Annotated in this window: 23 protein-coding genes; 10 read left to right on the top strand and 13 right to left on the bottom strand. The window is 65.8% G+C overall.

Translation table 11 applies throughout. The annotated features are described in order from the left end of the window. Positions 1-189 precede the first annotated feature (189 nt). Complete coding sequence (locus tag ACIBJI_RS06375) at positions 190-1,476, top strand: hypothetical protein (protein ID WP_397083264.1); 1,287 nt, start codon at positions 190-192, stop codon at positions 1,474-1,476. Between the two features lie 67 nt (positions 1,477-1,543). Here the strand turns inward: ACIBJI_RS06375 and ACIBJI_RS06380 are convergent, their stop codons facing one another. Further along, the gene (locus tag ACIBJI_RS06380) at positions 1,544-2,512 is read right to left on the bottom strand and encodes a DUF389 domain-containing protein (protein ID WP_364340144.1); all 969 of its coding nucleotides are present in this window, start codon (positions 2,510-2,512) and stop codon (positions 1,544-1,546) included. A gap of 170 nt (positions 2,513-2,682) precedes the next feature. Beyond that, the gene (gene aspS, locus ACIBJI_RS06385) at positions 2,683-4,479 is read right to left on the bottom strand and encodes an aspartate--tRNA ligase (protein WP_364340142.1); all 1,797 of its coding nucleotides are present in this window, start codon (positions 4,477-4,479) and stop codon (positions 2,683-2,685) included. A gap of 340 nt (positions 4,480-4,819) precedes the next feature. Between aspS and ACIBJI_RS06390 the strand changes: the two genes are divergently transcribed. Together ACIBJI_RS06390 and ACIBJI_RS06395 are read left to right on the top strand one after the other, a co-directional pair. After that, positions 4,820-5,743, top strand: coding sequence for a neutral zinc metallopeptidase (locus tag ACIBJI_RS06390; protein WP_364340140.1), 924 nt, complete (start codon positions 4,820-4,822; stop codon positions 5,741-5,743). Positions 5,744-5,806: 63 nt separating this feature from the next. After that, positions 5,807-6,328 (top strand): hypothetical protein, encoded by a 522-nt coding sequence (locus ACIBJI_RS06395; RefSeq protein ID WP_364340138.1) that lies wholly within the window; start codon positions 5,807-5,809, stop codon positions 6,326-6,328. A gap of 148 nt (positions 6,329-6,476) precedes the next feature. Here ACIBJI_RS06395 and ACIBJI_RS06400 read toward each other — a convergent pair whose 3' ends face one another. Then, on the bottom strand, positions 6,477-8,078 hold the full coding sequence (locus tag ACIBJI_RS06400; RefSeq protein ID WP_397083266.1) for a hypothetical protein: 1,602 nt from the start codon (positions 8,076-8,078) through the stop codon (positions 6,477-6,479). Further along, the gene (locus ACIBJI_RS06405) at positions 8,075-8,404 is read right to left on the bottom strand and encodes a type VII secretion target (RefSeq protein WP_364340134.1); all 330 of its coding nucleotides are present in this window, start codon (positions 8,402-8,404) and stop codon (positions 8,075-8,077) included. The genes ACIBJI_RS06400 and ACIBJI_RS06405 overlap by 4 nt, the downstream gene beginning before the upstream one ends. 246 nt (positions 8,405-8,650) lie before the next feature. Here ACIBJI_RS06405 and ACIBJI_RS06410 point away from each other — a divergent pair, with 246 nt between their 5' ends. The 4 genes from ACIBJI_RS06410 (at position 8,651) to ACIBJI_RS06425 (ending at position 13,791) form a co-directional block, all read left to right on the top strand. Then, positions 8,651-9,655, top strand: coding sequence for an NAD-dependent epimerase/dehydratase family protein (locus tag ACIBJI_RS06410; protein ID WP_364340132.1), 1,005 nt, complete (start codon positions 8,651-8,653; stop codon positions 9,653-9,655). 31 nt (positions 9,656-9,686) lie between these two features. Next, positions 9,687-10,703: an Rv2578c family radical SAM protein gene (locus ACIBJI_RS06415; protein ID WP_364340129.1), complete on the top strand. Its 1,017-nt coding sequence runs from the start codon at positions 9,687-9,689 to the stop codon at positions 10,701-10,703. Positions 10,704-10,786: 83 nt separating this feature from the next. Beyond that, positions 10,787-12,712 carry a 2-oxoacid:acceptor oxidoreductase subunit alpha gene (locus ACIBJI_RS06420; RefSeq protein ID WP_364340126.1) on the top strand — a complete coding sequence of 642 codons (1,926 nt, stop codon included), beginning with the start codon at positions 10,787-10,789 and terminating at the stop codon, positions 12,710-12,712. Next, complete coding sequence (locus tag ACIBJI_RS06425) at positions 12,712-13,791, top strand: 2-oxoacid:ferredoxin oxidoreductase subunit beta (RefSeq protein ID WP_364340124.1); 1,080 nt, start codon at positions 12,712-12,714, stop codon at positions 13,789-13,791. Before ACIBJI_RS06420 ends, ACIBJI_RS06425 begins: the two co-directional genes overlap by 1 nt. On the opposite strand, the gene ACIBJI_RS06430 is transcribed toward ACIBJI_RS06425, so the two are convergent. After that, positions 13,784-14,230 (bottom strand): MarR family winged helix-turn-helix transcriptional regulator, encoded by a 447-nt coding sequence (locus ACIBJI_RS06430; RefSeq protein WP_396955042.1) that lies wholly within the window; start codon positions 14,228-14,230, stop codon positions 13,784-13,786. The two genes, ACIBJI_RS06425 and ACIBJI_RS06430, sit on opposite strands and share 8 nt — an antisense overlap. 58 nt (positions 14,231-14,288) lie before the next feature. On the opposite strand from ACIBJI_RS06430, the gene ACIBJI_RS06435 reads away from it, so the two are divergent. Next, positions 14,289-14,684 carry a hypothetical protein gene (locus ACIBJI_RS06435; RefSeq protein ID WP_397083269.1) on the top strand — a complete coding sequence of 132 codons (396 nt, stop codon included), beginning with the start codon at positions 14,289-14,291 and terminating at the stop codon, positions 14,682-14,684. A 20-nt stretch (positions 14,685-14,704) separates the two neighbouring features. Here the strand turns inward: ACIBJI_RS06435 and ACIBJI_RS06440 are convergent, their stop codons facing one another. From ACIBJI_RS06440 to hisS, 3 genes are all read right to left on the bottom strand, one after another. Then, positions 14,705-15,712: a malate dehydrogenase gene (locus ACIBJI_RS06440; RefSeq protein ID WP_364340118.1), complete on the bottom strand. Its 1,008-nt coding sequence runs from the start codon at positions 15,710-15,712 to the stop codon at positions 14,705-14,707. Between the two features lie 349 nt (positions 15,713-16,061). Continuing rightward, positions 16,062-16,631 carry a hypothetical protein gene (locus ACIBJI_RS06445; RefSeq protein ID WP_396955253.1) on the bottom strand — a complete coding sequence of 190 codons (570 nt, stop codon included), beginning with the start codon at positions 16,629-16,631 and terminating at the stop codon, positions 16,062-16,064. Positions 16,632-16,760: 129 nt separating this feature from the next. Beyond that, a complete protein-coding gene (gene hisS, locus ACIBJI_RS06450; protein WP_364340114.1) occupies positions 16,761-18,038 on the bottom strand; it encodes a histidine--tRNA ligase in 1,278 nt (425 codons plus the stop codon). A gap of 195 nt (positions 18,039-18,233) precedes the next feature. On the opposite strand from hisS, the gene ACIBJI_RS06455 reads away from it, so the two are divergent. Both ACIBJI_RS06455 and ACIBJI_RS06460 read left to right on the top strand, forming a co-directional pair. Then, positions 18,234-19,049 (top strand): peptidylprolyl isomerase, encoded by an 816-nt coding sequence (locus tag ACIBJI_RS06455; RefSeq protein ID WP_396955038.1) that lies wholly within the window; start codon positions 18,234-18,236, stop codon positions 19,047-19,049. A 415-nt stretch (positions 19,050-19,464) separates the two neighbouring features. After that, positions 19,465-20,019 carry a hypothetical protein gene (locus ACIBJI_RS06460; protein ID WP_364340110.1) on the top strand — a complete coding sequence of 185 codons (555 nt, stop codon included), beginning with the start codon at positions 19,465-19,467 and terminating at the stop codon, positions 20,017-20,019. A 63-nt stretch (positions 20,020-20,082) separates the two neighbouring features. Here ACIBJI_RS06460 and ACIBJI_RS06465 read toward each other — a convergent pair whose 3' ends face one another. From ACIBJI_RS06465 to ACIBJI_RS06485, 5 genes are all read right to left on the bottom strand, one after another. Then, positions 20,083-20,469: a DUF4913 domain-containing protein gene (locus ACIBJI_RS06465; protein ID WP_364340108.1), complete on the bottom strand. Its 387-nt coding sequence runs from the start codon at positions 20,467-20,469 to the stop codon at positions 20,083-20,085. Positions 20,470-20,542: 73 nt separating this feature from the next. Further along, positions 20,543-22,366: a type IV secretory system conjugative DNA transfer family protein gene (locus ACIBJI_RS06470; protein WP_396955037.1), complete on the bottom strand. Its 1,824-nt coding sequence runs from the start codon at positions 22,364-22,366 to the stop codon at positions 20,543-20,545. 48 nt (positions 22,367-22,414) lie between these two features. Further along, the gene (locus ACIBJI_RS06475) at positions 22,415-23,137 is read right to left on the bottom strand and encodes a hypothetical protein (protein WP_397083272.1); all 723 of its coding nucleotides are present in this window, start codon (positions 23,135-23,137) and stop codon (positions 22,415-22,417) included. Further along, entirely contained in the window at positions 23,134-24,765 is a 1,632-nt protein-coding gene (locus ACIBJI_RS06480; RefSeq protein WP_396955252.1) for a peptidoglycan DD-metalloendopeptidase family protein, read from the bottom strand. The genes ACIBJI_RS06475 and ACIBJI_RS06480 overlap by 4 nt, the downstream gene beginning before the upstream one ends. A 97-nt stretch (positions 24,766-24,862) precedes the next feature. Further along, positions 24,863-25,171 (bottom strand): transposase, encoded by a 309-nt coding sequence (locus ACIBJI_RS06485; RefSeq protein WP_364340100.1) that lies wholly within the window; start codon positions 25,169-25,171, stop codon positions 24,863-24,865. Between the last annotated feature and the right edge of the window lie 181 nt (positions 25,172-25,352).

Consider the following 25,352-nt stretch of genomic DNA (forward strand, 5'->3'; position numbering starts at 1 on the left):
AATCAAGCTACTCGCACCGGGTCACTTCTAGCGAGCGGTTACACAACCTTTCCGCGTCGTTCGGCGTGTCTGCGTCAAGGTTGCGGAACAGGCGCTGCTTGCTTGACACCATTGCGGCTGTCCGGTTTTCTCATCGTCAACTGCCGTGCGCCACACCGCAAACCAGTTGCGTCGAAAGGTCTGCAGACAATGTCCGACTCACCGTCGCCCAAGCCGAACGAACCAACTGGCTCGCCCGAACCGAGCGGCGGCGCACCCGACGAGCGCAGTGGCGACCAATTCGCCGCGCGTCCGGGTCAGCACGAAAGTGCCGATCCACAACCGACACAAACGAGCAGCGAACACAGCAGGCACGAGATGGCCGGGCCCGCTGGCTACCCACAGTTCGAGGGTCCCGGCGCGGCACAGTACGGCAGTGAACCGCTGGAGCCACCACCACCGCCGGTCGGCGCGCCGGGACAACCGGGACAGCCCAGCTACGGTCCGCCGGGAACCGGTCCCGGCACGGCACATCCCGCAACGATGTCCCCGCCCGGAGCTGCCGCAACGCCTGCGGGGGCCGCCCCACCTGGCGCAATGCAACCCGGCTTCGAACCGGCTGGCGCAGCAGCGCCCAGCTTGGCGAAGCCCGGCGCAATGCCGCCCGGCGCCGTACCTCCCGGCGCAATGCCGCCCGGTGCCGTACCTCCCGGCGCAATGCCGCCCGGTGCCGTACCTCCCGGCGCAATGCCGCCTGGCGCAACACAACCCGGCGCCATGCCGCCGGCTGGCACGACGCCTCCCACCGGTGCTATGCCGCCCGGCTCCGAGCCCGGCGCGCCGACCTACGGCTATCAATCCGCCCCCGGAACACCCACCACCCTCGACGTCGGCAATGCCCTGAGCTACGGCTGGGAGAAGTTCCGCGCGAATTTCGGCCCCTGGCTGGCTGTTACCGCGGTCGGCGTGATCATCTATTTCGCCTTCGTACTCATCGTCCAGGTCGTGCAACCGAATTCGCTGTTCAGTCTGTTGCTGACCTTCCTCGTGGTCATGGTCGCGATCTGGCTGCTGCAGGCAGCTATGATCCGCGGCGCGCTCTATGAAACCGATGGCAACAAACCGACTTTCGCGTCCTACTTCCAATTCGTGAATGCGGGAAATGTCCTCTTGACAGCCCTGCTCGCCTTCGTGCTCACCTGGATCGGGGCCGCGCTGTGCTTCGTACCCGGTCTGATCGCCGGATTCCTGTGCATTTTTTCGCTGCACTTCGTCGTCGATCAGGAACAGAATCCATTCGACGCGATCAAGTCCAGCGCGACGCTGGTCATCGCCAATATCGGGCAGGTGCTGCTACTCGCCCTCGCGGTGCTGGTCATCACTTTTGTCGCCACTTTGCTGTGCGGCTTCGGGCTTCTGGTGGCCGGGCCGGTGTGCACGATCGCGGTGACCTACGCCTACCGAGCGCTCACCGGCGGCACCGTGTCCGTGACCTAGCATTCGGTGCGCCGCGCGCGTCGGCTCTCAGCACACCGGAACCCGGCCACCGCAACAGAATTGGCGGTCACTTCGCGGACAGCGACCGCATCCACCACCACTGCTTGAACCGTGCGATCGGGCCGCCCTCGCTACCCGCGCGCGGGCGCAGTGCCAGCACGAGCACCCCGGCCGTGACGATGCCGGCCAGGTTCACCGCGAGCTGCCCGGCCGACATGAACGCGATGTGCCACTGCCCCAAAGTTGCCGCGATCACCGCGAATCCGGCCGCGGGAACGGTCGTCACCGAGATGAACACCCCGACCAGTGCCGCCGATTTCGATGTCACCACCGCCAGCATGCCCGCAGCACCCGCGAGCAGTGCGACCACCAATGAGAACGGCCCGACCTCATAGATGAAGTCGACATTCTGGATGGCTTCCACTCCGGTCAACGTGATCCAGCCGAACTGCTCCCACAGCAATGTCGCCAACATCGTGATGAGCATCGCCACCGGAAATGCCACCAGCAGCGCGACCGCCGACTTGCGGGCGAGCCGGAAATCGCGTCGCCACAACCCCGCCGAAAAGGCTGCCAGCGGCCCGAATTCGGGCCCGACCACCATCGCACCGACAATCGTCACCGGCGAGTCGGTGGCCACGCCGACGGCCGCGAGCAGGCAGGCAATGGTGAGAAAGGCAACGAAACTCAGGGTCAGCGAGGACTCCTCATGAGTCTGCGCGAGCAGTTCCTCCCACACCACCGCATCGGTCGGATCGCCAGGCGCCGCCTCGATCGCCCGCTCGCCGGCATCGGAGATCACCGTCTCGACCGGTCCGAGCGTGATGCCGCCGGTGTGTTTGATGCCGAGCGTGGTCAGATCCGCGAGTACATCGTTGGCGGCCTCACGCGCGACATCGGCCTGGATCAGATCACCGACGGGTTCGACGGCGACTCCCCGCGCCAGCGTCACATGGGTGACGCCCGGGTCGGCACTCAGCACCGCCATCACCTTGTCGGTGAGTTCGGGCGGGCTGATCATGCGCAAGTGCAGCAACGGGACCCCTCATGGTCAGCGTCGATGCGGCAAGCATCGACGATACTGACCAAAAAGTACCGTTCGGGCGACCGCCTCGCTATCCAGCAACCCGACCCGCACCGTACTCATCATGCCGACCAGTGAACGGTCGAGAGAAGGTCCGAGCGTGTCCGCTTCGAATGTCCGGCCTACTCGGCGGCGCCCTTCGCCTCGCCGTCCTTCTTCTTCTCGGGCTTGAAGTCCAGCCCCGCCTCCTTGCGCTGCTGTGCGGTGATCGGCGCGGGCGCATCGGTCAGCGGGTCCACACCGCCACCGGTCTTCGGGAAGGCGATGACCTCACGGATCGAATCCACTCCGGCCAGCAGCGCGGTGATCCGGTCCCAGCCGAAGGCGATGCCGCCGTGCGGCGGCGCGCCGTAGGAGAACGCGTCGAGCAGGAAGCCGAACTTCTCCTGCGCCTCGTCGTGCCCGATGCCCATCACATTGAACACGCGTTCCTGCACATCGCGGCGATGGATTCGGATGCTGCCGCCGCCGATCTCGTTGCCGTTGCAGACGATGTCGTAGGCGTAGGCCAGGGCCGAACCCGGGTCGGTATCAAAGGTGTCCAGTGACTCCGGCTTGGGCGAGGTGAACGCGTGATGCACGGCGGTCCATGCCGAATGACCAAGTGCCACATCACCACTCGCGGTCGCCTCGGCGGCGGGCTCGAACATCGGCGCATCCACGATCCACACGAAGGCCCACGCGTTCTCATCGATCAGACCGCATTTGCGCGCGATCTCGCCACGCGCCGCACCGAGCAGCGCGCGCTGCGCCTTGGCCGGACCCGCGGCGAAGAACACACAGTCACCAGGTACCGCGCCGACATGCTTCGCCAAGCCCTCGCGTTCGGATTCGCTGAGGTTCTTGGCAACCGGTCCGCCGAGCGTGCCGTCCTCCTGTACCAGCACATAGGCCAGACCCTTAGCTCCGCGCTGCTTGGCCCACTCCTGCCAGGCGTCGAGCTGACGCCGCGGCTGACTCGCGCCACCCGGCATCACGACCGCGCCCACATACTCCGCCTGGAAAACCCGGAACGGGGTCTCCTTGAAATATTCGGTGCATTCGGTGATCTCGACGCCGAAGCGCAGGTCCGGCTTATCGCTACCGAAGCGGCGCATCGCCTCCGCGTAGGTCATATGCGGAATCGGGAACGGAATGTCGTAGCCGACCAGCTTCCACAACTCCTCCAGGATCTCCTCGGCCACCAGGATCACGTCCTCCTGGCGCACAAAGCTCATCTCGAGGTCGAGCTGGGTGAACTCGGGCTGGCGGTCGGCGCGGAAGTCCTCGTCGCGGTAGCAGCGCGCGATCTGGTAGTACCGCTCGATACCGGCGACCATCAGCAGCTGCTTGAACAGCTGCGGGCTCTGCGGCAGCGCATAGAAGTTGCCCGGCTGCAGGCGCGCGGGCACCAGGAAGTCGCGGGCGCCCTCGGGCGTGGAGCGGGTCATCGTCGGGGTCTCGACCTCGACGAATTCATGACGGGCCAGCACCGCGCGGGCGGCAGCGTTGACCCTCGAGCGCAGCCGGATGGCCCTACCTGGCGCCTCGCGGCGCAGGTCGAGGTAGCGGTACTTGAGGCGGGCCTCGTCACCGGGCTGCTCGTCGAGCTGGAACGGCAGCGGAGCACTCTCGTTGAGTACCTCGAGTTCGGTGACGTTGACCTCGATGGAACCGGTCGGCAGCTCCGGGTTCTCGTTGCCGCCGGGCCGCTGCTCGACCACACCGGTCACCTGCACGCAGAATTCGGCACGCAACTTGTGCGCCTGCGCGGCGGGCTCGCCCTCGCGGAATACCGCCTGCGCTATACCCGAGGCATCGCGCAGATCGATGAAGATCACGCCACCATGGTCACGACGCCGGGCCACCCATCCGGTAAGGGTGACGGTCTGACCGGCGTGCTCGCTTCGCAGCGAACCAGCCAAGTGGGTGCGCAGCACGGGATTCCTTTCGACGGATGTGACACCGGCAGGGCGATCCGGTGCGGTTGCCATCGTAGTGAGACACATATCCCGAGAGGAAACCGATATCGCCGCCCCGCGTGCGAAGCTGTAGACATCAGGTCGTCGGTCCGCAGGTTTGGGCCGAAACCGGGCAGTACCGCACACGTTCCCACCAGGGTACGAGTCTTACGAGCGCCGTTCGCGGCCCGTCTCGCATCCGAGTGGCCGAAGCGTAGCGCCGCAGGCGCGAGTCTCGGCCGCTCGGATGCGAGACAGCGGGGGGCCGCGAACACGCGGCGCCGCAGGCGCCGCAAATCCAACACAGAAAGCGAAGCAGATGACCTTCAACGAAGGCCTCCAGATCGACCCGGATCGGGCTTCTTCCGGCGGTGGCCCCGGGATGGGTGGCAAGCTCGCCCTCGGCGGTGGTGCCGGTGGTCTCATCCTGCTGGTACTCGGCCTGCTGCTCGGCGGAGATCCCGGTTCGCTGCTCGGACAGTTGAACGGCAGCGAGAACAGCACGGTGCAGCCCGGCACCGCGGGCACGCCCGAGCACTGCAAGACCGGCGCGGACGCCAATAAGTACGTCGACTGCCGGGTGGTGCTCACCGCACAGAGCCTCGACGCGGTGTGGGCGGCGCAGCTGCCCCAGCAGACCGGCAAGAAATATTCGAAGCCGAAACTGGTGCTGTTCACCGGCTCGGTCTCGACCGGATGCGGCAATGCGACCAGTGCGGTCGGCCCGTTCTACTGCCCCGCCGACCGGACCGCCTACTTCGACACCGCCTTCTTTCAGGAACTGGTCGACCGCTTCGGTTCCAGCGGCGGGCCGCTCGCCCAGGAGTACGTGGTGGCACATGAGGTCGGCCACCACATCCAGAATCTGCTCGGCGATATCGGTCGGGCCCAACAGGATCCGCGCGGCCCGGAATCCGGCGCGGTGCGCACCGAACTCCAGGCCGACTGCTACGCGGGCATCTGGGCCCACTTCGCCGATAAGCAGCCCGCCCCCGGAACCAACCAGCCCTTCCTGAAAGCCCTGTCCGACAACGATATCCGTGACGCGCTCTCCGCCGCGTCCGCCGTCGGTGACGACCGAATTCAGCGGGCCGCTCGGGGCCGCGTCAACCCTGAGGCCTGGACCCACGGCTCCTCCGACCAACGCCAGAAATGGTTCCTCACCGGCTACAAGACCGGACAGCTCCAAGCATGCGACACGTACTCGGCCGCCGATCTGAACAACCCGTCGGCATTGCGCTGATCGCCATCGAATGATCAATAATCGACGCCAGTTGGACTGTGGCACAGCGTAGATAGGGATTTCATGCGGAGAACAAAGTCGGCACTGCTGCTTCTCGTCGTGGCACTCGCGGGTAGCTGGGGTCTCGCCTCGGCTCAACCGGCCGCCGACACACCACAACAGCCCGCCACGGCGCTGCTGACACTCACCACCATTCCGAGCGGTTGGTCCGAGCGGGTCGACCTGCGTCCGCTGCTGCAGATCTACGCCGACGGCCGCGCGGTCGAACAGCCCGACGCGGCATCCACCACCCGCGCCGCCGACACCCCACCGCAGCGGCTCACCGGCACCATCCCGAGCGACGTCCTGAATACCGCACTGGCGGAAACGAAATCACTCGCCGCCCTCGACCTCGGCATGCCCAGCGCCACCGACCAAGGCACCCAGATCATCGATCTCATGCAGACGCCGCCCGACCAAGACGTCCACCTGCTCATGTACGCCCCCGACGCGACCGAGAACCTCACGCCCGACCAACAAGCCAACCGCAAACGCTTCACCGACCTCTACCGCAAACTTCTCGACGCTTTCACCCGAGACCACTGAACCGGGTCTCGATCTCCGAAGCGATGTAGCCACGAGGAACGTTGTGCGCCTTCGGTATCCACCCGGGCCGAGTAGCGCAACCTACGCACGACCAGAACACCAGTGCCCCCACTCGAAGACGAGCGGGGGCACTGGAGAACGTTGTCGACTAGAACTGGTCCTGTTCGTAGTCCGAGCTGACCAGCTCATCCGGGTGAGTCGCGCCGATGACATCCGGGGTGGACTCACCGAGCGGGCCAGTGAGGTCGTCGTTGCCAGTGCGGCTGTGGTACGGGTCCACATTCCGCGAGTGCTCGTCGTCACTGCCGCCGCGTTGGCCGGTGGCACCGGGGCTGCCGCCCATGAAGGAGTTCCCGGTGCCCGCCGCGCCGGTCGAGGTACCCGTGCCCAAGGATGTGCCGGACAGGCCCGAGACCCGGCTGATGGGCGAAACAGAGCTGCCCGGCGTGCCGGTCACCTTCTGCGTCGATGGCGAGCCCGAGGAGCTCGGCGAGCCGGAATGGCTTCCGATGCCGGTGATGCCCGAACTCCCCGAGGTGGTGTGCCCGGTATTGAACGATGCCGCCGTGGTGGACGTGCTCGGCGAACCGGAGGTGCTGGAACCGTCCAACAGGCCGGCAGCATTGGTCGACGCATCCTGCGCGACCGACTGCGCCTGTTCCATGATCGGCTCACCGATGTTCTGCATGACCGCCTGAGCGACCTCCTGCGGCGCGGGCAAACCGCTGGCCCCGAGCAACTGATTCACCAGACCGGTCAGCTCGGCCGTCTTCCCCGCCAGATCACCACGGGTGGCATTGGCGACCGCGACGGCCGAGCCCAGATGTTCGGTCGCCGTCGCGATGAGTGCGGCCTGACCGGGCGGCGTCAGCGCCACCGGCACGAGTGCGGTTGCCTGCGTGGCGAATTCGCTCGCGATGCCGAGCAGCTGCGCATTGCCCTGCTGCACCACCGCGGCGGCGCGCTGGGTGAGTTCGGAGATATCGATACCGCGCTGGCTGGTGTCCTGTCCCTGGGTCTGCGCGGTATTGCTCGCGGCCTGCGCCTCCCGGGAGGATTGGCCCTGCCAGAGCTGCTCGACGGTCTGCAGGCCACCCTTGCCGACCGATACCGCGGCCTCGATGATCTTCGATGATTGACTGAGAATCGCGGTCGGGTCGAAGGCTCCGATGACGCCGGTGCCGAAGCTGTTGAGCAGCTCGAGGATCGGCTGGAACAGCGTGTCGATGCCGGGAATTCCGGGAATCGACAGCCCCTGCATCAGCGCCGCGACCGGATCGGATGGAATATTCGTCGCCGCCGCGCCCGCGGCCGCCCCCTGGTTACTCGCCCCGCCGAGCGCACTGCTCACCGCACTCTGCGCCTGCTGCGCCGCCTGCAACACCGGAGCGGCCGCATGGCTGATCGCGGCCTGTGCATCGGTAAGTGCCTGCGACACATCGGGCGGCACCGCACCGGACAGAATCGCGTTCGCGTCCGGCGTCGAATTGCCGTTGAGCCCCGGCATGCCCGTGGGTATGGTCCCCAGCTGCGGCGATTCCTCGGTGATCTTGCGTGCGAGCACGAATTCGGGCGCCTCGATCGGCGGCAGATCCGCGGGCAACTGCGGTAGCGACAGATCGCTCAATCCCTGCGACGCGTTCTGCAGCGCGTCGACCGCGGTGTTCTGCGTCGCGATCACGGCCTCTTCGATCGCCACGCTCTGGTCGGGTGCGATCACGCCGGTCGAGCCGGTATCCATCGGCTTCATACCCCGCCCCCGACCTGGTTGGTGATCGCGCTCAGTACGCCCGCGTTGCCGGAGTCGGTGGTGTCGAATGCGGCGGCCGCGGTGAACGCGGACTTCGAGAGCTTGTCGTATTTGGCCGACAGCTCATTGATGTCCTTGGCCTGCAATACCTGCGCAGCGGCGAACGCCAACAGATAGTCGGCGCCGATCAGACCGAATACCGGCGTGAGCGCGGCAACGTTCTGCACGGCATCGAAATCGGCCGCACCCGCGATCTCGCCAGCGACCCCGGCATTAGTCGCCGCGAATGCTCGGACCGCATCGGTTTCCACCGAGAGATCAGCCATCGAGTTGCACCCCCCAAATCGTCGTGAACTGCAGTTCAGTGTTCATAGCGTCGATCAACATCTACTCCCTGCCCGCCCCGGCAGCTCGGCTGCGATCGGGCCCCTGCGCAGCTGCGAGGTGGTACTTGCGCCGCTGCGGTTGCGCTCAATATAGCCGACCCCACCGGCAAGTTTCGAGCCCAACGCGGCCACCCGACGGAACTGGAACATGTTGCAAATTAGAACAAGTTCTATATTCTCGATCGCATGAAGGTCGCAGTGACCGGCGCAGCCGGCTACCTTGGCACGAATCTGCTCAGCCTGCTGGTCGAACGAGGACACGAGGTCACAGCAATCGATCGCGTCGTTCCGCAGCAACGGACGGACCCGAACGTCACCTGGGTCTCCGGCAATGTGCTCGATCCGGAATCCATGCGCTCCGTGCTCGCGGGCGCGGAGATCGTCTATCACCTCGTCGCCGTGATCACCCTGGCCGAGCAGCACGACCTCGCCTGGAAGGTCAATACCGAAGGCGTGCGCGTCGTCGCCGAGGCGGCACTGGATCTGGGCGTGCGCCGCATGGTGCACGCGAGTTCCATCCATGCCTTCAACCAGTACACCTGCGGCGGTCGCATCGATGAGTCCTCAGTGCGCTCGACCGATCCCAGCCTGCCGGTCTACGACCGCTCCAAATGGGCGGGCGAGATCGAACTGCGCAAGGTGATCGAGCAGGGCCTGGACGCGGTGATCTGCAATCCCACCGGCGTCTTCGGGCCGCTCGACTACGGCACCCCACTGTCCAGGATCAACCGCACCCTCAAGGACGCAGCGCGCGGCCGGGTGCCCGCGATGATCGGCGGCGGCTTCGACCTGGTCGACGTCCGCGATGTCGCGAAAGGCCTGATCCTGGCCGGGGAGCGGGGCCGGACCGGCGAGAACTACCTGCTCGGCGGTTCGATGATCTCCATGCTCGACCTGTGCCGCATCGCGGCGGAATGCGGCGGCAAGAAGGGGCCGAAGTTCTCGATCTCCCCCAAGGTGGTCAACGGTTTGATTCCGGTGTTGGCACCGATGGGCAAACTGTTCAAGACCGACATCGTTTCCAAGGCCGCACTCGGCGCGCTGGTCTCCGCCCCGATCGTCGACCACGGCAAGGCGGAGCGCGAAATCGGTTATCAGCCAAGGCCCATCGAGGAGACCGTGCGCGATCTGGTGACCTTCTTCGCCGATCCGAAGCAGCTCACCGCACCCGACGCCCGACAGATTGCTTGACACCGCTTAGAACACATGTTCGACTGATGGGGTGCGGTGGCAAAGCCAAACCCTGGATGCCGACGACGGCGCCCTGCCCGGTCTCGACCGGGCAGGTTTCGTGCGCACCGTGCAGACTCCCGAATTCGAGGGCATCACGTTTCACGAGGTGCTGTGCAAGAGCGCGCTGAACAAGATGCCGGAGGCGTCGAATCTACCGTTCCATTGGACGATCAATCCGATGCGCGGCTGTTCACACGCCTGCCGCTACTGTTTCGCGCGACCCACCCATGAGTATCTGGATCTGGACGCAGGGCGGGATTTCGATTCCCAGATCGTGGTGAAGACCAATATCGCCGCGGTGCTACGCAAGGAACTCGGCCGCCGGTCCTGGCATCACGAACCAGTCGCGCTGGGCACCAATACCGATCCGTATCAACGTGCCGAGGGCCGATATCGATTGATGCCCGGCATCATTCGCGCGCTGACCGATTCCGGCACATCGTTCTCCATTCTCACCAAGGGCACGCTGCTGCGCCGGGATCTGCCGCTGCTCACCGCGGCGGCGCGCCAGGTCCGGGTGGGCATCGCCGTCTCCATCGCCATCCTGGACATGGATCTACACCGCAGCCTGGAATCCGGTACGCCATCGCCCAAGGCGCGGCTGGAGATGGTGCGGGCGCTGGCCGATGCCGGGTTCGAGGTGAATGTGATGGTCGCGCCGGTGATTCCATATCTCACCGACAGCCGCGCCCACCTGGACGCGCTGTTCGGTGCGATCGCCGAGGCCGGGGCGGTATCGGTGGTCGCATTCCCGATGCATCTGCGCGGGGCCACCCGTGGCTGGTTCCTGAGCTGGCTGGCCGAGGCGCATCCCGCTCTGGTGCGGCGCTATCGCCAGCTCTATGGCCGCGGCGCCTATGTGACGCCGGAATATGCGTCCTGGCTACGCGAGCGGGTGCAGCCACTGCTCCAGCGACACGGCCTCATCCGCGAGCACACCCCGGAGCCGCAGACACAACTGTCGACGCCGCTGCCCAACGACACGCAGCTGGCGCTCTTCGCGTAAAGCATTTCACAAACAATTCCCGCACACGGCGGAGTAGGTTGGCCAATGGCACCTCCCATCGGACGAGGAAGTGAAGCAGGCATATGGTTTCCGACCAAAGTGATGTCGGCACAGCGAAATTGGAAAAGGTCGTAATTCGGTTCGCCGGGGACTCCGGTGACGGAATGCAGCTCACCGGTGATCGCTTCACGCATGAGGCGGCCGCATTCGGCAACGACCTCGCCACCCAGCCCAACTTCCCGGCCGAAATCCGGGCGCCACAGGGCACGCTGCCCGGCGTCTCGTCCTTCCAGATCCAGATCGCCGACTATGACATCTTGACCGCGGGCGACCAGCCCGACGTACTGGTCGCGATGAATCCGGCCGCGCTGAAGTCCAATCTGGAGGATCTGCCGCGCGGCGCCACGGTGATCGTGAACACCGACGAGTTCACCAAACGCAATCTCGGCAAGGTCGGCTACACGACCGATCCGCTCGACGACGACACGCTGAGCGATTTCGTGGTCCACCGCGTGCCGATGACCTCGATCACCCTGGGCGCGACCGAGCCGACCGGTGTCGGCAAAAAGGACGGTCAGCGCGCGAAGAATATGTTCGCACTCGGCCTGCTGTCCTGGATGTACGGTCGGCCGATCGGCGGCACCGAACGCTTCCTGCGCGAGAAGTTCGCCGCGAAGCCCGATATCGCCGAGGCGAATCTGCTCGCCTTCCGCGCTGGCTGGAACTATGGCGAGACCACCGAAAGCTTCGCAACCACCTTCGAGGTGGCCCCGGCCAAACTGCCGCCCGGCACCTACCGCCAGATAACCGGCAATACCGCGCTCGCCTACGGCCTCGTCGCCGCGGGACAATTGTCCGGGTTGCCGGTGTTTCTCGGCACCTATCCGATCACGCCCGCCTCCGACATCCTGCACGAACTCAGTAAGCACAAGAACTTCGGCGTCACCACCTTCCAGGCCGAGGACGAGATCGCGGGCATCGGCGCGGCCCTCGGCGCTTCGCTCGGCGGCGCGCTCGGCGTCACGAGTACCTCTGGCCCCGGGCTGGCGCTCAAGAGCGAAACCATCGGGCTCGCGGTGATGACGGAACTGCCGTTAGTGATCGTCGACGTACAGCGCGGCGGCCCCTCCACCGGACTACCGACCAAGACCGAACAGGCCGATCTGCTGCAGGCGCTCTACGGCCGCAACGGGGAATCACCGGTCGCCGTACTCGCGCCGCGCTCGCCCGCCGACTGCTTCGCCACCGCGGTGGAGGCGGCGCGCATCGCCCTCACCTATCGCACACCGGTGCTGTTGCTCTCCGACGGCTCGATCGCCAATGGTTCTGAGCCATGGTCGATTCCGCGGGTGGCCGAACTGGAGCCGATCGATCCGCGCTTCGAACCCGAGGCCGAAGAGGGCACACCGTTCCAGCCCTACTCCCGTGACCCCGACACTCTCGCCAGGCCGCTCGCCGTGCCAGGCACCGCCGGTCGCGCGCATCGGATCGGCGGACTGGAGAAAGCCGACGGCAGCGGCAATATCTCCTATGAGCCGGGCAATCACGAATTGATGGTTCGCCTGCGGCAGGCCAAGATCGACGGCATCACCGTCCCCGATCTCGAGGTCGACGATCCGGACGGGCGGGCCGACTTGCTGCTGATCGGCTGGGGCAGTTCCTTCGGCCCGATCGGCGAGGCGTGTCGGCGCGCCCGCCGGCGCGGTGTCCCGGTCGCGCAGGCGCATCTGCGATATCTGAATCCATTGCCCGCCAATCTCGGTGCCGTACTGCGCAGCTACCCGACGGTGATCGCGCCGGAAATGAACGGCGGCCAGCTCGCCATGCTGCTGCGGGCGAAGTATCTGGTGGATGTGCAACCGTGGACGAAGATCGCGGGCACGGCATTCTCCGCGCAGGAACTCGTCGGGGTCATCGATGCGGCACTGGACGGGTCGATCGGGGATATGGAACACGATAAGGCCTTCGCGGCACGGGCGCGGGCCACGTACTCGACTGGGGGTAACTGATGACCATCGTCGAAACCTCGCTCGTCGGAACCGATCTGGGTCTCACCGGACTCTCCGGGGTGCCGTCCGCGGACGGGCCGCAGAAGGTCAAGGACTTCACCTCCGACCAGGAGGTGCGCTGGTGCCCCGGCTGCGGTGACTACGTGATCCTGGCGACCGTGCGCGGCTTCCTCGCCGAACTCGGGTTGCGCAGGGAAAACCTGATGTTCGTCTCCGGGATCGGCTGCTCGAGCCGGTTCCCGTACTACCTCGAGGCCTACGGCATCCACTCCATCCACGGCCGTGCGCCCGCCATCGCGACCGGACTCGCGGTGACCCGGCCGGATCTGTCGGTGTGGGTGGTGACCGGTGACGGTGACGCGCTGTCGATCGGCGGCAACCACCTGATCCATGCCCTGCGCCGCAATGTGAATATGACGATCCTGCTGTTCAACAATCGGATCTACGGACTCACCAAGGGCCAGTACTCCCCCACTTCGGAAGAGGGCAAGATCACCAAGTCGACACCGATGGGCTCGGTCGACCATCCGTTCAACACGCTCTCGGTCGCGCTCGGCGCGGAAGCCAGCTTCGCAGCGCGCGCACTGGATTCCGATCGCGCGGGTCTCACCGAGGTGCTACGCGCCGCGGCCGAACATCGCGGGACCTCGTTCGTGGAGATTCTGCAGGACTGCCCGATCTTCAACGACGGTTCCTTCGATGTGCTGCGCAAGGGTGATGCCGAATCCCGCCTCATCCCGCTGCACCAGGGTGAGCCGATCCGTTTCGGCGCTGATGGCGAATTCGCCGTGGTGCGTGCCGGTTTCGGGCTCGAGGTGGTGCGCACCGACGAGGTCGACGAGTCCGAGATCATCGTGCACGACGCCTACACCGACAATCCCGAGTACGCCTACGCGCTCTCGCGCCTGTCCGACCAGGACCTCGGGCACGTGGTCACCGGCATCTTCCGTAATGTCACCCGTCCCACCTATGACGATGCCGTCCGCACCCAAACCGCGATGGCGCGGGAACGCAAACCGGTACAAGCGGATTCGCTGCAATCCCTTCTCAACGGTTCGGAAACCTGGACCATCAGCTAGGCAAACCCAGCCGATCGGCGAGCGTGCCGAGGACACGATGTAGGTCGGCACGCTCGGCCGCGGTGAGGTCCGCGGTGGTCTCGGCGTCGATCGCCTGCGCGACGTCGAGGCATTTGCGTAGTAGTGCGCGGCCGTGGGAGGTCATGCTCAGGTTCTGACGGCGGCGATCCTCCGGGTCCCGTAACCGTTCGATAGCTCCGAGGGACTCGAGGTGGTCGGCCAGCGCGACGACCAGACTCGGCGCGACGCGCAGTATCCGTGCCATTTCCATCTGCGATGTCGGTCCGTTGGCCGCCAACACATTCAGCATCCCGGCATGCTTCGGCTTCAGCCCGAGACTCGACACATCGGCGCTGAAGCGATCGGTCAGGAACGCACCCAGCAGGCCGAGCCGGAAGGTGATGGTCTCCGGCAGCTTTTCCGCCTTGACGTTCTTCATAGCCAGCATAATACTGTTCCTGAACCATTCAGAGTGTGAATGATTTAGGGAGTGAAAGATGCAGTACCAGAATCTCAGCAGATCCGCGATCATTGTCAATGCGATCGGCGCGGGCGCCGCCGTGGCATTCAGCGTCGCGGCACTTGTCGATCCGACCCTCGCGATATCCGGCAGCGCGGACTCGCCCGGTCTCGATCTCTATGCCCAGGCCTACGCGGCCCGCGCGATCCCGCTGGGTGCCGCGCTGCTGTTCAGCCTGGCCAGCCGCAGCAAGCGGGCTCTCCTACCGCTGCTGACCGTCTCCGGCGCGGTACAGCTCGGTGACGTCGCCATCGGAGCCACGCAGGGAATTCCGGGCATGGTGGTCGGCGGCAGCGCGCTTGCGCTCATTCATCTCGCCACCGCGGGTCAGTTGGCCCTCGACAGGAGTCGCTCCGCCGCAGTCGCAGCCTGAGCTAGGAGTTCGGGCATGAGTCAGACGTGCTTGGCGAATCCGAGGTCGATGACGGCATCGCGTTCCTGTTCGAGTTCGGCGACGTTGGCGTCGATGCGGGCCCGGGAGAATTCGTCGAGCTCCAGGCCCTGGACGATCGAGTATTCGCCGCCCGCGCAGGTGACGGGAAACGAGGTGATGAGACCTTCGGGGGCACCGTAGGAGCCGTCGGAGGGGACGGCCATGGAGGTCCAGTCGTCGGCGTGGGTGCCGAGGGACCAGTCGTGGATGTGGTCGATAGCGGCGCTGGCCGCGCTGGCGGCCGAAGAGGCGCCGCGGGCCTGGATGATGGCGGTGCCACGCTGTTGGACGGTGGGGATGAAGTCCTGGCGCACCCAGGCCTGGTCAACGAGGTCGAGGGCGGGGCGGCCCGCGATGGTGGCGTGGGCGATATCCGGATACTGGGTCGCGGAGTGGTTGCCCCAGATGGCGACGCGGGCGATATCGGCGGCGGGCGCGCCGGTCTTCTTGGCCAGCTGCGCGATGGCGCGGTTGTGGTCGAGGCGGGTCATCGCGGTGAAACGCTCGGCCGGGACGTCCGGGGCATTGCTCATGGCGATGAAGGCGTTGGTATTGGCCGGATTTCCGACCACGAGCACCTTGACGTCGTCGGCTGCGCTGGCGTTGATCGCCTGGCCCTGTTCGGTGAAGATCGGGCCATTGGCGGCCAGCAGGTCCGAACGCTCCATCCCCGCGGTGCGCGGCCGGGCACCGACCAGCAGCGCGACATTCGCGCCCGCGAACCCGACCCACGGATCGTCACTGATATCGATCGACTCGAGCAGCGGGAACGCACCGTCCTCGAGCTCCATCGCCACACCCTCCAGCGATGCCACCGCAGCCGGAATCTCCAGCAACCGCAGCCGTACCGGCGTCTCGGATCCCAGCAGCGCCCCGGACGCGATCCGGAACAGCAGACCGTAGGCGATCTGCCCCGCACCTCCGGTCACGGCTACGGTCACGGGCGCGGTCCGAGCAGCGGTGCTCACCAGAAACTCCTTGCGATAGACGGACACTCGATCCCCACCCTAACGACTCTCACGGCCCCCGAACCGCAGTGGTGAGCTACGAGACAATCACCTCGCCATACCCATCCAACCACCCCAGCTAACGACAAGCTTCCCGTCAGCACCGCGGCCCCGACCGACCATCCCCACCTGGGAGCCCCTGACCGTTGGGCGCTGAGCCGCCACATCGAAATCCGTACCGAGATTCGGGCATCCACAACGGGTACGAGCCCGACAGCGGGTGCGAATGTTCAGCGCAGCACGCAACCGCGCATCGCATGCGATCTCACATTGCACGCCGATTCATGTGTCGCGCAACGCGTCTCGCGCATCAGCACAGCCCCGCGACTTCCTGATCGGTCAGGACGATGGGCGAAATGTAGTCCTTCGCCCGGGCCAGCCGAACCGCGCGGTACAAAGGTCGCTCCTCCAGTCCGGCATCTCGGGCTTCGGCGCGCAGTTGATGGACGAGCATGGTCGAAACCGCTACGGCCGCGGCGAGTTCGCTCGCGGCCAGTGCGTCGGCCAGTTTGCGGAGGCCGAGGAGGTGGAGTTCGCGGCCGCTGCCCGCGTCGGTGTACATCGCCAGCGGGATGACCTGTGAGTCTGCGCCTGCGGTCACCCGCACGACGATGCGGCTCAAACGGGCCGGATAAATGAGGATTTCGACGCCGTTGGCGGCCGCGATATCGACCCGACGCTCGCCGATCACCCGCCGCGCGTGAATCGTGGTCCCGGCCAACCACATCCGTCGCCGCCGCAGCGCTATGGCATAGGCGACGGTGGGTGCACCGACGACGATACCGATCGCGATCGCGATCGACCACGGCACCAGCAGCGCCGCGAGCAATGCTGCACCGATACCCACGCCTGCCGCGGCGAGGGCGAGTCGCCGCAGCATGGGTGCGTAGGTTTCTGGTGCGACGAGATCGAGTCCGACCGTCGGAACCGGTTGGGCTGCGCCGGGATTCGTGGGTTCTACAGGCACGGCTGCCCGTTCGTCGTGGTGCGGGTGTACCCCGGCACCGTACTACTCGCCCGTGCGCAACGCGGCGGCGACGGCGGCCACCGTCTCGTCCAGTGGGATCTGACGCTGGTCACCGGTGGCCATATCCTTCAGGCCGATGGTGCTCTCGGCCAGGTCACGGTCACCGAGGACCAGAGTGAATCTGGCACCGGACTTATCCGCGGCCTTCAGCGACCCCTTGACGCCCCGACCGCCATAGGCCAGATCGACCCGAATGCCCGCCGCCCGCAGCTGTGCCGCGAGTACGACCAAACGCTGCTTGGCCGCATCGCCCAGTGATACGCCGTAGACCTCGCATCGCGCCGGATCGCCCGCCGACTTGCCCTCGGCCCGCAGTGCCAGAATGGTGCGGTCAACTCCGAGCCCGAATCCGATGCCGGACAACGGTTGTCCGCCCAACTCGGCCATCAACCCGTCATAGCGTCCGCCGCCGCCGATACCCGACTGCGCCCCGAGCCCGTCGTGCACGAATTCGAAGGTCGTCTTCGTGTAGTAGTCCAGGCCGCGCACCATCCGCGGGTTCACTACATAAGCCACGCCGAGCGCGTCCAGATATCCGAGCACCTGCTCGAAGTGCGTCTTCGCCGACTCCGACAGGTGATCGATCATCAGCGGCGCATTCGCGGTCATCTCGCGGACCTCGGGTCGCTTGTCGTCGAGCACCCGCAGCGGATTCAGCTGTGCCCGCCGTTTGGTCTCCTCATCTAGCGGCAGCCCGAAAAGAAACTCCTGCAACAGCTCTCGATACTGCGGGCGACAGGTCTCGTCACCGAGCGAGGTGATCTCCAGCCGGAAACCATCGAGCCCGAGTCCGCGATATCCGGCGTCGGCGATCGCGATCACCTCGGCATCCAACGCCGGATCATCGATACCGATCGCCTCGACGCCGACCTGCTGCAGCTGTCGGTACCGACCGGCCTGCGGGCGCTCATAGCGAAAGAACGGACCCGAGTACACGAGCTTCACCGGCAGTTGGCCCCGGTCGAGTCCGTGTTCGATGACCGCGCGCATGACGCCCGCAGTGCCCTCCGGTCGCAACGTGACACTACGATCGCCGCGGTCGGCGAAGGTATACATCTCCTTGGTCACCACATCGGTGGATTCACCGACGCCCCGCGCGAACAACGCGGTGTCCTCGAAGATCGGCAGCTCCACATGCCCGTACCCGGCGAGTCGGGCGGCGCGGATCAAGCCGTCGCGCACCGCGACGAACTCGGCCGAACCGGGTGGCACGTAATCCGGAACCCCCTTCGGGGCGGAGAAGCTGCTGGTCTTGGTCACGATGGTCCAGTTTCCACCACTATGACCCGTCAAGTCCAACCGGTTTGCCGCCGCTCGCGGCTGCATGTAGGTCGCTCGAAAGGATCAGCCGGTTTTGTACAGCGTCACGACTGGTCGAAATGGCCTGCTGAGCAGTCTCAGGAATAGATGGCACAATCCTGTGCCGTACGTAACGGATACGGGAGGAACGTGGTAGTGCCGAGCAACGAACAGCGACGGGCAGCGGCGAAACGCAAGCTGGAACGCCAGCTGGCCAACCGGGCCGATCAGGCGCGCAAGCGCAAGCGACTCATGATCGCCGGATCGGCGCTCGGCGTGGTGGTCGTGGCGGCGGCTGCCGTCGGCGTCTACTTCTTGACCAAGAGTGACGACAAGCCCGCGGCCATCAGCTGCGACTATCGCGATAGTCAGAAGCCCGCCGATAAGCAGGTGAACAAGCCGCGTACCAGCGGCATCGAGAACACCGGCGACAACGCGAGCCTCAGCGTCAGTATGGAGACCACTCAGGGCCCCATCGGCCTGACCCTGGACAACGCCAAGGCGCCGTGCACCGTGAACAGCTTCGCCAGCCTGGGCGGTCAGGGCTACTTCGACAACACCATCTGCCACCGCATGACCGCGGACGAGGGCCTGAAAGTGCTGCAGTGCGGTGACCCGACCGGCACCGGCACGGGCGGTCCGGGCTACCAGTTCGACAACGAGTACCCGACCAATCGCTACAACCCCGCCGACCCCGCATTGCAGCAGCCCATGGATTACAAGCGCGGCACGCTCGCCATGGCCAATGCGGGACCGGATCCCGTCACCGGCGGCGGCACCAACGGTAGTCAGTTCTTCATCGTCTACGGAGATTCGCAGCTGCCGCCGAACTACACCATCTTCGGCACCGTCGATCCGGACAGCATGGGCACGCTGGACAAGATCGCCGCTGGCGGTCAGGACAACTCCAATGGCCAGGGCGACGGCAAGCCCAACCTCCCGGTAACCATCCAGTCGGTCCGTATCGACTGAAGCGACACGCCCGATCCGGATACTCGTTTCGTTCGAACCCACTGCGCACAATGAGCCCGGGCCCATTCCGGAACAAGCGAGGGTAGGCGACCCTAATCGTTCGGTAAGGTTGCGCTAAGACCGGAGATCCTCCGAAGCTTTCCCCTACCCGCCGGAATTGTGCGATATATGCTGTTAAGCGGCACGGCCACACGGTTGGTGCCGAGCTTTCTCGGGTAATCTCGAATGAAGGAGAACGCGTAGCGTAGTCATCCCTGACCGGACGATCCCCACCGGGAATGCCACGAGACGAGTCCTCTGGGTGTCCACGTTTGCAGGCGGGGCACCGCCATGGCGCACTACAGTTCGCCGTGGCGGCGTCCGTGACGAAGCACCACAACAACCATAGTGATCACTGCAGCATCGGGGAGCAGCCATGTCCGAGGAACTGGACGACATCGGCCGGGAAACCGCGGCCATGATGAGGACAATGTTGCAGCTAGCGACCCTTGTCGCACTGCGGACCCGCGAGCGTGGTCAGAAAGAAGCCGAAGCCCGCGTCAAGATCACCGAGGCCCGCATCAAGGAAGCCCGGGAACTTCAGATCCGTGAGGCTCGTGACGCCAAGGCGAAAGACCCACGCAATCTCGAACTGGCTCGCATGGTCGAGAAATCGGTTCCGGCCAAAGGTATTTCGTTGGAGAAGGATCGGTTCTCGGCACAGGCCGAAGCGAGCCGAATGGCCGCGACGGCGTCGGCTCAATCCAAACCGCTCGTTCGTTACGACTCCCAGGAACGTCGGCAGGCGATCGCGGCGCATCTCGCCCGGATCGGTATCGCACCGGAACTGGCGGCGGTGCGAATGCTCATCGAGGTAGGCCAGGGGCAACCGCCCGAAGAAGCGGTACGCATTCGCGACGAAGCCGCCCGCGCGGCCGCCGGCCGAGGTCGGGAACAAGACGCACGCGGTTTGGAACGCGTCCGACAGTAGCCGAAGCCCCGAACCGAAAACGCCCGCTGAAATCAGCGGGCGTTTCGACGTTTTCGGCTCTTCTCAGATGCGGAAGTCGCCGACGGTCGGATCGCCGAACAGCCCCTGGGCCGGGGACTTCAGCGGCAGCGGGCTCAGCATGTCCTTGTGACCGTTGCGGACACTGCAGTACTTGAACGGTCCACGGGGATCGAAGAGTTTGGTCATATGCGGATCGGCGTGATCGAGGAACCAGATGCTCAATCCGGTGCTCGGCTCGAGTCGGTAATGCTCCCATGCGCGCCAGAGCGCATCTAGTCGCGCCACCGCCTCGGCATGCTTCCACCACTCCGGGCACCACACCGTTTCACTGATGTCGGTGACCTGACGCCGGTACACCAGGCTGAGATAGTTCTCGACGAACTCCACCACATTGGTGTAGATCATGGGCTGTTCCTGCTGTTCGGTCACAGCTGCACCTCACTGGCGCTCGGCTCCGCTGCGACCGATGGTGCTGTGCTCATGGCTCGCTCGCTCCGCTCGCTCACAGTGGCCGGACCTCCTCGATTTGACCGTATTCGGGTGGCGGAGCAGCCTTGGTCAGGTTTGGCGAGCCGAGCAGGTCGGCGATCTCGGTCTTACGCCCCGGAAGATGGTGCGAGATCGACTTCTTCACATCGTCAGCGTAGTCGCCCTCCCACCAGGGGACGGTACGCACGAGCACCGCGGGCTGGCCGGAGGTGAACACGATCGCGCGGCCCTGCGGCAGCGTCGCCAGCGCGTTCACGGTGAACGTCTTGGACGAGCCGAGTGAACGCGAATAGCTCTTGCCGCCTTTGGATTCCGAGACCGAGGACGAGATCGCGTCGTATTCGCCGATCGCCTCGGAGCGGTCGCGCAGGAAGTTCATATCGTCGACGCCCGGACCGAGCACCTTGATATTGGCCGCCGACCACAGCGCCAGCATGCCGTCATCACCCCAACAGCGCGCACCCTGTGCCCAGGACTGCAGCACGGTCATTACCACGATGCCGCGCGAGCCGAAGTGGCTGTACTGCTTGGGCAAATCCTTCCAGCGCACCACATTCGCCGCCTCGTCCAGGACCGCGAGCATCGGGATCGGCAGCCGTCCGCCGGGCGAATGCGTGGCCTTGCGCATCGCCACATCGACTACCGCCTCGGTGAGCGCACTGACCAGCGGCGCCGCCGAACCGCGGCCCTCCAGCGAGAGGCTGTACAGCGTGCCGTTGTTCTCGATGAATTCGAGTTCGTCGAACTGCATGCGGTTGTCGCCCGGCAGGATCCACGGGTGCACATTGGACAGCTGCAGGCAGCGGATCATTTTCTTCGCGGTGCCGAAAATGCCGCTCTTGGTGCGCGGATCGGCGTTGTACTGCATTGCCAGACCCGAGGCGGTGTAATGCTTGCTCGCATTGCGCAGCAGCTCGATGGGCTCGGCGTCGTTGGGGTTGGTCACCCAATCCCAGACCTGGACGATCGGGCGGCCACCGAGCGCTGCCGCCAGAAACAGTCCGGCGAGCAGATCCTCGGCCTCCGGATCGAAGAACACATCGCCCTTGGCATCGGAACCGTTGTCCGCGTCGGCGAAGTGTCCGGCCAGCCGCGCGGCCCGCATCTCCGCACCGTCGTGGTAGGCGTCCACCCACGTCAGTGGATCCCAGAACCAGGTGGGCTCCTCCCCCGCGACACCCTGCGGATCGAAGACGAAGGTGCGACTTCCCTTGGCCTCGCGCACATCTCGGGTCGCGTCCACCACATCGCGCTTATTCGAGGTGGCCAGTACCGGGCCGATCGCGGTCAGGATGGCCGGAATCACCCGGGAGGTCGATTTGCCCTGTCGCGGACCCCAGATGTCCAGGTGCAGATCCTCATAGGAGCCGTAGAGCATCACCCCGTCGGCGATGCCGATGCCGATCGGCACGCCCGGGCTGTCGTTATAGCCGAGGCGCACTCCGAGCATTTCGGCCTTCGCCCGCACCCCCGCCTCGGTGAGCGATTTAATGGCACTGCCGCTTCCCATCACGTCGGCCTTGTCGTCCACGGCGAGCCGACCGACCGACCGGCGTGCGGCGAGCCGCTTGCGCACCACCACATAGGCCACGATCGCCGCGATCACGACAAGCACGATCACCGTGGAAGCGCGCGGCCAGTGCAATTTTCCTTTGACCAGATCGGCGACGATCGCGATCGGGTTGATGGGAATGTCCTGCGGGGTGACAGCCATCGCGTTGCCGAGATGCAAGGCGATCCACAGGGTTCCGAGAGTCGCGAAACCGGCGTAGATCATGTAGAGGGCGATATCGGGTCCGACCACGGCCGGATCCTGCACCTTCTTCTTTTTCGCCATGTCTGCCTCCTGTTAGGACCTAGCTATGTGATTGTCGCTGGTGCGAGATCAGCGGAAGGCGTCGAGCCGCCAACCTTCCGATGTGCGCACCACGGTCGCGATGACCGTCGCGGGCGGCAGGGATTCCTTGCGCCCGTTCGGGTAAACGACCGTTTGCTCGATCCCGATCTTGAACTGTTGCACATTCGGATCGGCGCTCGCGGGCGGACGCTCCCCCGATGCGAAGGCGAAGGCATCGATATGTGCCTGCGCTTTGGCCCAGTCCGCCCACTGCAGAGTCGCTTTCGGTGTCTCGATCCCGGCCGGCGTGCTGTCCAGCATGCGGACCAGACTGGGGCCCAGCCATTTCCGCGCACGCGACAGCGATGCGCCCTGCGCCTCGGCAGCGGGCTGCCAGGAATAGATCTCCTTCAGCGCGGCCACCGCGACGCCGTCGGGCGTCACCGGATCGGGTGCGGGCACACCCTCCAGCAATCGGGTCGTGGACGTGGGCGGCTGCGGCGCACCGGAACCCGACTCCCGATCCGAGCTGGCGCACCCCGCACCCGACATCGCGACGCTCACCACCAGCATCACCACCAGTTTCGCGCGTGCAGTGTTCGATTTGCGGCGTTCGCGGGCCCCTTGGTGCTCACGCTCCGCTACCGCCTCCGGGTCCGTCGCTCGCGCCGCCGTGTTATTCCAGGCTAGCCGCCGGGACCGACACTTGTGCGGTCCAATCACCGCACATGCTTCGGCGTGTTCGTCCGCCGGGGTATCGGTTGTCCTCACAGCACCCTCCTCCCGCGGCCGTCACCCGGCACCGCGACCTCGGTCACGCCACTGGAACGGCCGGACGCGGCGGGCACGGATTGGACCATTCTGCCGTTGCCTGAATAGATTCCGACCTCGGAGGGGCCGCGCGGGCCGAATGAGCTGAACACCAGATCACCCGGTTGCAGCTTGCTCAGTGAGACCTCGACGCCCGCCTCCCACTGCTGTTCGGCCGTACGCGGCAACGTCACGGTGCCCGACGATGCCGCGAACACCGCCGCCGAAGTGAGGCCGGGACCGTCCATACCGCCGCCGCTCGGTCCCTGCGGGCCACCGCCACCCCAGACGTACGGCGTGCCGATCCATTGCTGGGCCGCCTGGAGGACCTGGACGCCGCCCGCACCCTCCTGCGGGGTGAAGCGGCCATTGGAACCCTGCGCGCGGTATTGCGGTTCCATCGCAAGGATATTCGCGACGTAGGGCTGGGTCTCGGCGTAGTGCGCGGCCACCCGGTTCGGCATACCGCCGGAGGCGAGCACCGCGCCCTCACCGGCGTTGTAGGCGGCCAGGGTCAGTGCGACCACATCGCCCTGCACGCGGCCCTCGGACTCCCACGCCATGATCTTGTGCGCGATCGCGCACATATAGCGGCCCTGACCGATGATCGCGTCGCCGTCGTCCCATACGCTCGCGACACCATTGCCGTCGGCATCGATGACATAGGGCTGACCGTCATCGGGATCGATGCTGGCCGCGGTGCCGGGCAGGAACTGGGCCAGACCCTGCGCGCCAGCGGGCGAGGCGGCCCCGCGCCGGAATCCGGACTCCTGCCTGCCCTGCGCGGCCAGCAGCGACGGGGTGATCTGCGGGCAGATGGAACCCGCACGGCGATACCAGATTTCGAGTTCCTGCGGCACCTTGCCTGCGGCCAGCGCACCGCCCGCGGTACCGAAGCCACGACTGCACCGCGGATCGGACGAAAAGGCCTGCGCACCACCGACATCCGGAGTCGGCGCGCCATCGAGCCAGGGCAGCGGGTCGATTTGCCGACCGCCGGTGAAGCGTCCGCCGGGCACGATCTCGAAATGCAGGTGGGGGCCGCTGGATTCGCCCGCCGAGCCGACCTGCGCGATGGGCTGACCGGCCACGACGCTATCGCCGACGTGCACATGCACGCCGCTGTCCCACATATGGCCGTACACGGCCGAATAGGATCGGCCGTTGGTATCGACGGAATCGACGACGATCCAGTTGCCGAAACCCGAAGCGGGACCGGCCGCTACGACACGTCCGTCGGAGACCGAGTAGATGGTGGTGCCGTCGGCCGCGGCGAAGTCGACGCCCTTATGGCTGCCGCCGCGCGCGCCGAATACGTCCGACACGGTGAAGGTGCCTGCGACCAGCGGCAGTGTGCGGCGGATCGGGCCGACGCCTGCGGCCAGCGACGGTGCACCGGTAGCCGTCGAATGGGCTTGGGTGGCAGTCGGATTGCCGGTCGTACGCATGGGAGTCGGCGAGCCCGCGACCCGGGAATTACCCGGCGTGTATCCGCCGAGCGGCGCCAACACACTCGACGATACGATCACCGAGGTGCCCTCACAGGCGTCGTCCACGGCGGGCATCACGATCACCACCACCAGCGTCATCAGCGCGAGTACGCTCCCCAGCGCCACGTACAGGAGGGTCCGCCCGTTCACCGCATCCCCGGCAGCGCCGAACAACCGCGGACCGAACCGAACACGTTCACCTCTGCCGCCGAGATTCGTTGAGCGTGTCGGCCAGGGTGCGGTTCATCTCCGCGGCGGCGGCCAATTGTTGTTGTAGCAGTGCGACTTTGCGGCGCAGCGCCGTCGCGTCCAGGCGCTCCAGACTCGGCCCCTCGGCGGCACGCACCCAGTTGCGCACCGAGTTGGTATGCACGCCGATCTGCTCGGCGACCACCCGGCAGGCCTCCGATTCGCTGCTTAGTTTGCCGGTAAGTGCGATCACCTGCTCGACCGCGGCCCTGCGCACTTCCGGCGACACTCTCCGATAGGACCGGTGCGGCATCATGCGCCCCACCTCCCGCAGCCGTCCGCCGTTGTCGAAAGCTGTGCTGTTTCGAGCGACCTGCGAGCAGTCGCAAGCGGCGTTGTTTCGAGCGACCTGCCAGCAGTCGCAAGCGGCGTTGTTTCGAGCGACCTGCCAGCAGTCGCAAGCGGCGTTGTTTCGAGCGACCTGCCAGCAGTCGCAA

Origin of the sequence: Nocardia sp. NPDC050408 (assembly GCF_044458905.1) — a bacterium.
Lineage (GTDB): Bacteria > Actinomycetota > Actinomycetes > Mycobacteriales > Mycobacteriaceae > Nocardia.

What these genes read in the sequence shown, in the direction of transcription:
- ACIBJI_RS06375 (WP_397083264.1), top strand. Translation starts at nt 190, where the DNA reads ATGTCCGACTCACCGTCGCCCAAGCCGAACGAACCAACTGGCTCGCCC.
- ACIBJI_RS06390 (WP_364340140.1), top strand. Translation starts at nt 4,820, where the DNA reads ATGACCTTCAACGAAGGCCTCCAGATCGACCCGGATCGGGCTTCTTCC.
- ACIBJI_RS06395 (WP_364340138.1), top strand. Translation starts at nt 5,807, where the DNA reads ATGCGGAGAACAAAGTCGGCACTGCTGCTTCTCGTCGTGGCACTCGCG.
- ACIBJI_RS06400 (WP_397083266.1), bottom strand. Translation starts at nt 8,078, where the DNA reads ATGAAGCCGATGGATACCGGCTCGACCGGCGTGATCGCACCCGACCAG.
- ACIBJI_RS06405 (WP_364340134.1), bottom strand. Translation starts at nt 8,404, where the DNA reads ATGGCTGATCTCTCGGTGGAAACCGATGCGGTCCGAGCATTCGCGGCG.
- ACIBJI_RS06410 (WP_364340132.1), top strand. Translation starts at nt 8,651, where the DNA reads ATGAAGGTCGCAGTGACCGGCGCAGCCGGCTACCTTGGCACGAATCTG.
- ACIBJI_RS06420 (WP_364340126.1), top strand. Translation starts at nt 10,787, where the DNA reads ATGGTTTCCGACCAAAGTGATGTCGGCACAGCGAAATTGGAAAAGGTC.
- ACIBJI_RS06425 (WP_364340124.1), top strand. Translation starts at nt 12,712, where the DNA reads ATGACCATCGTCGAAACCTCGCTCGTCGGAACCGATCTGGGTCTCACC.
- ACIBJI_RS06430 (WP_396955042.1), bottom strand. Translation starts at nt 14,230, where the DNA reads ATGAAGAACGTCAAGGCGGAAAAGCTGCCGGAGACCATCACCTTCCGG.
- ACIBJI_RS06435 (WP_397083269.1), top strand. Translation starts at nt 14,289, where the DNA reads ATGCAGTACCAGAATCTCAGCAGATCCGCGATCATTGTCAATGCGATC.
- ACIBJI_RS06445 (WP_396955253.1), bottom strand. Translation starts at nt 16,631, where the DNA reads ATGCTGCGGCGACTCGCCCTCGCCGCGGCAGGCGTGGGTATCGGTGCA.
- ACIBJI_RS06460 (WP_364340110.1), top strand. Translation starts at nt 19,465, where the DNA reads ATGTCCGAGGAACTGGACGACATCGGCCGGGAAACCGCGGCCATGATG.
- ACIBJI_RS06470 (WP_396955037.1), bottom strand. Translation starts at nt 22,366, where the DNA reads ATGGCGAAAAAGAAGAAGGTGCAGGATCCGGCCGTGGTCGGACCCGAT.
- ACIBJI_RS06480 (WP_396955252.1), bottom strand. Translation starts at nt 24,765, where the DNA reads ATGACGCTGGTGGTGGTGATCGTGATGCCCGCCGTGGACGACGCCTGT.
- ACIBJI_RS06485 (WP_364340100.1), bottom strand. Translation starts at nt 25,171, where the DNA reads ATGATGCCGCACCGGTCCTATCGGAGAGTGTCGCCGGAAGTGCGCAGG.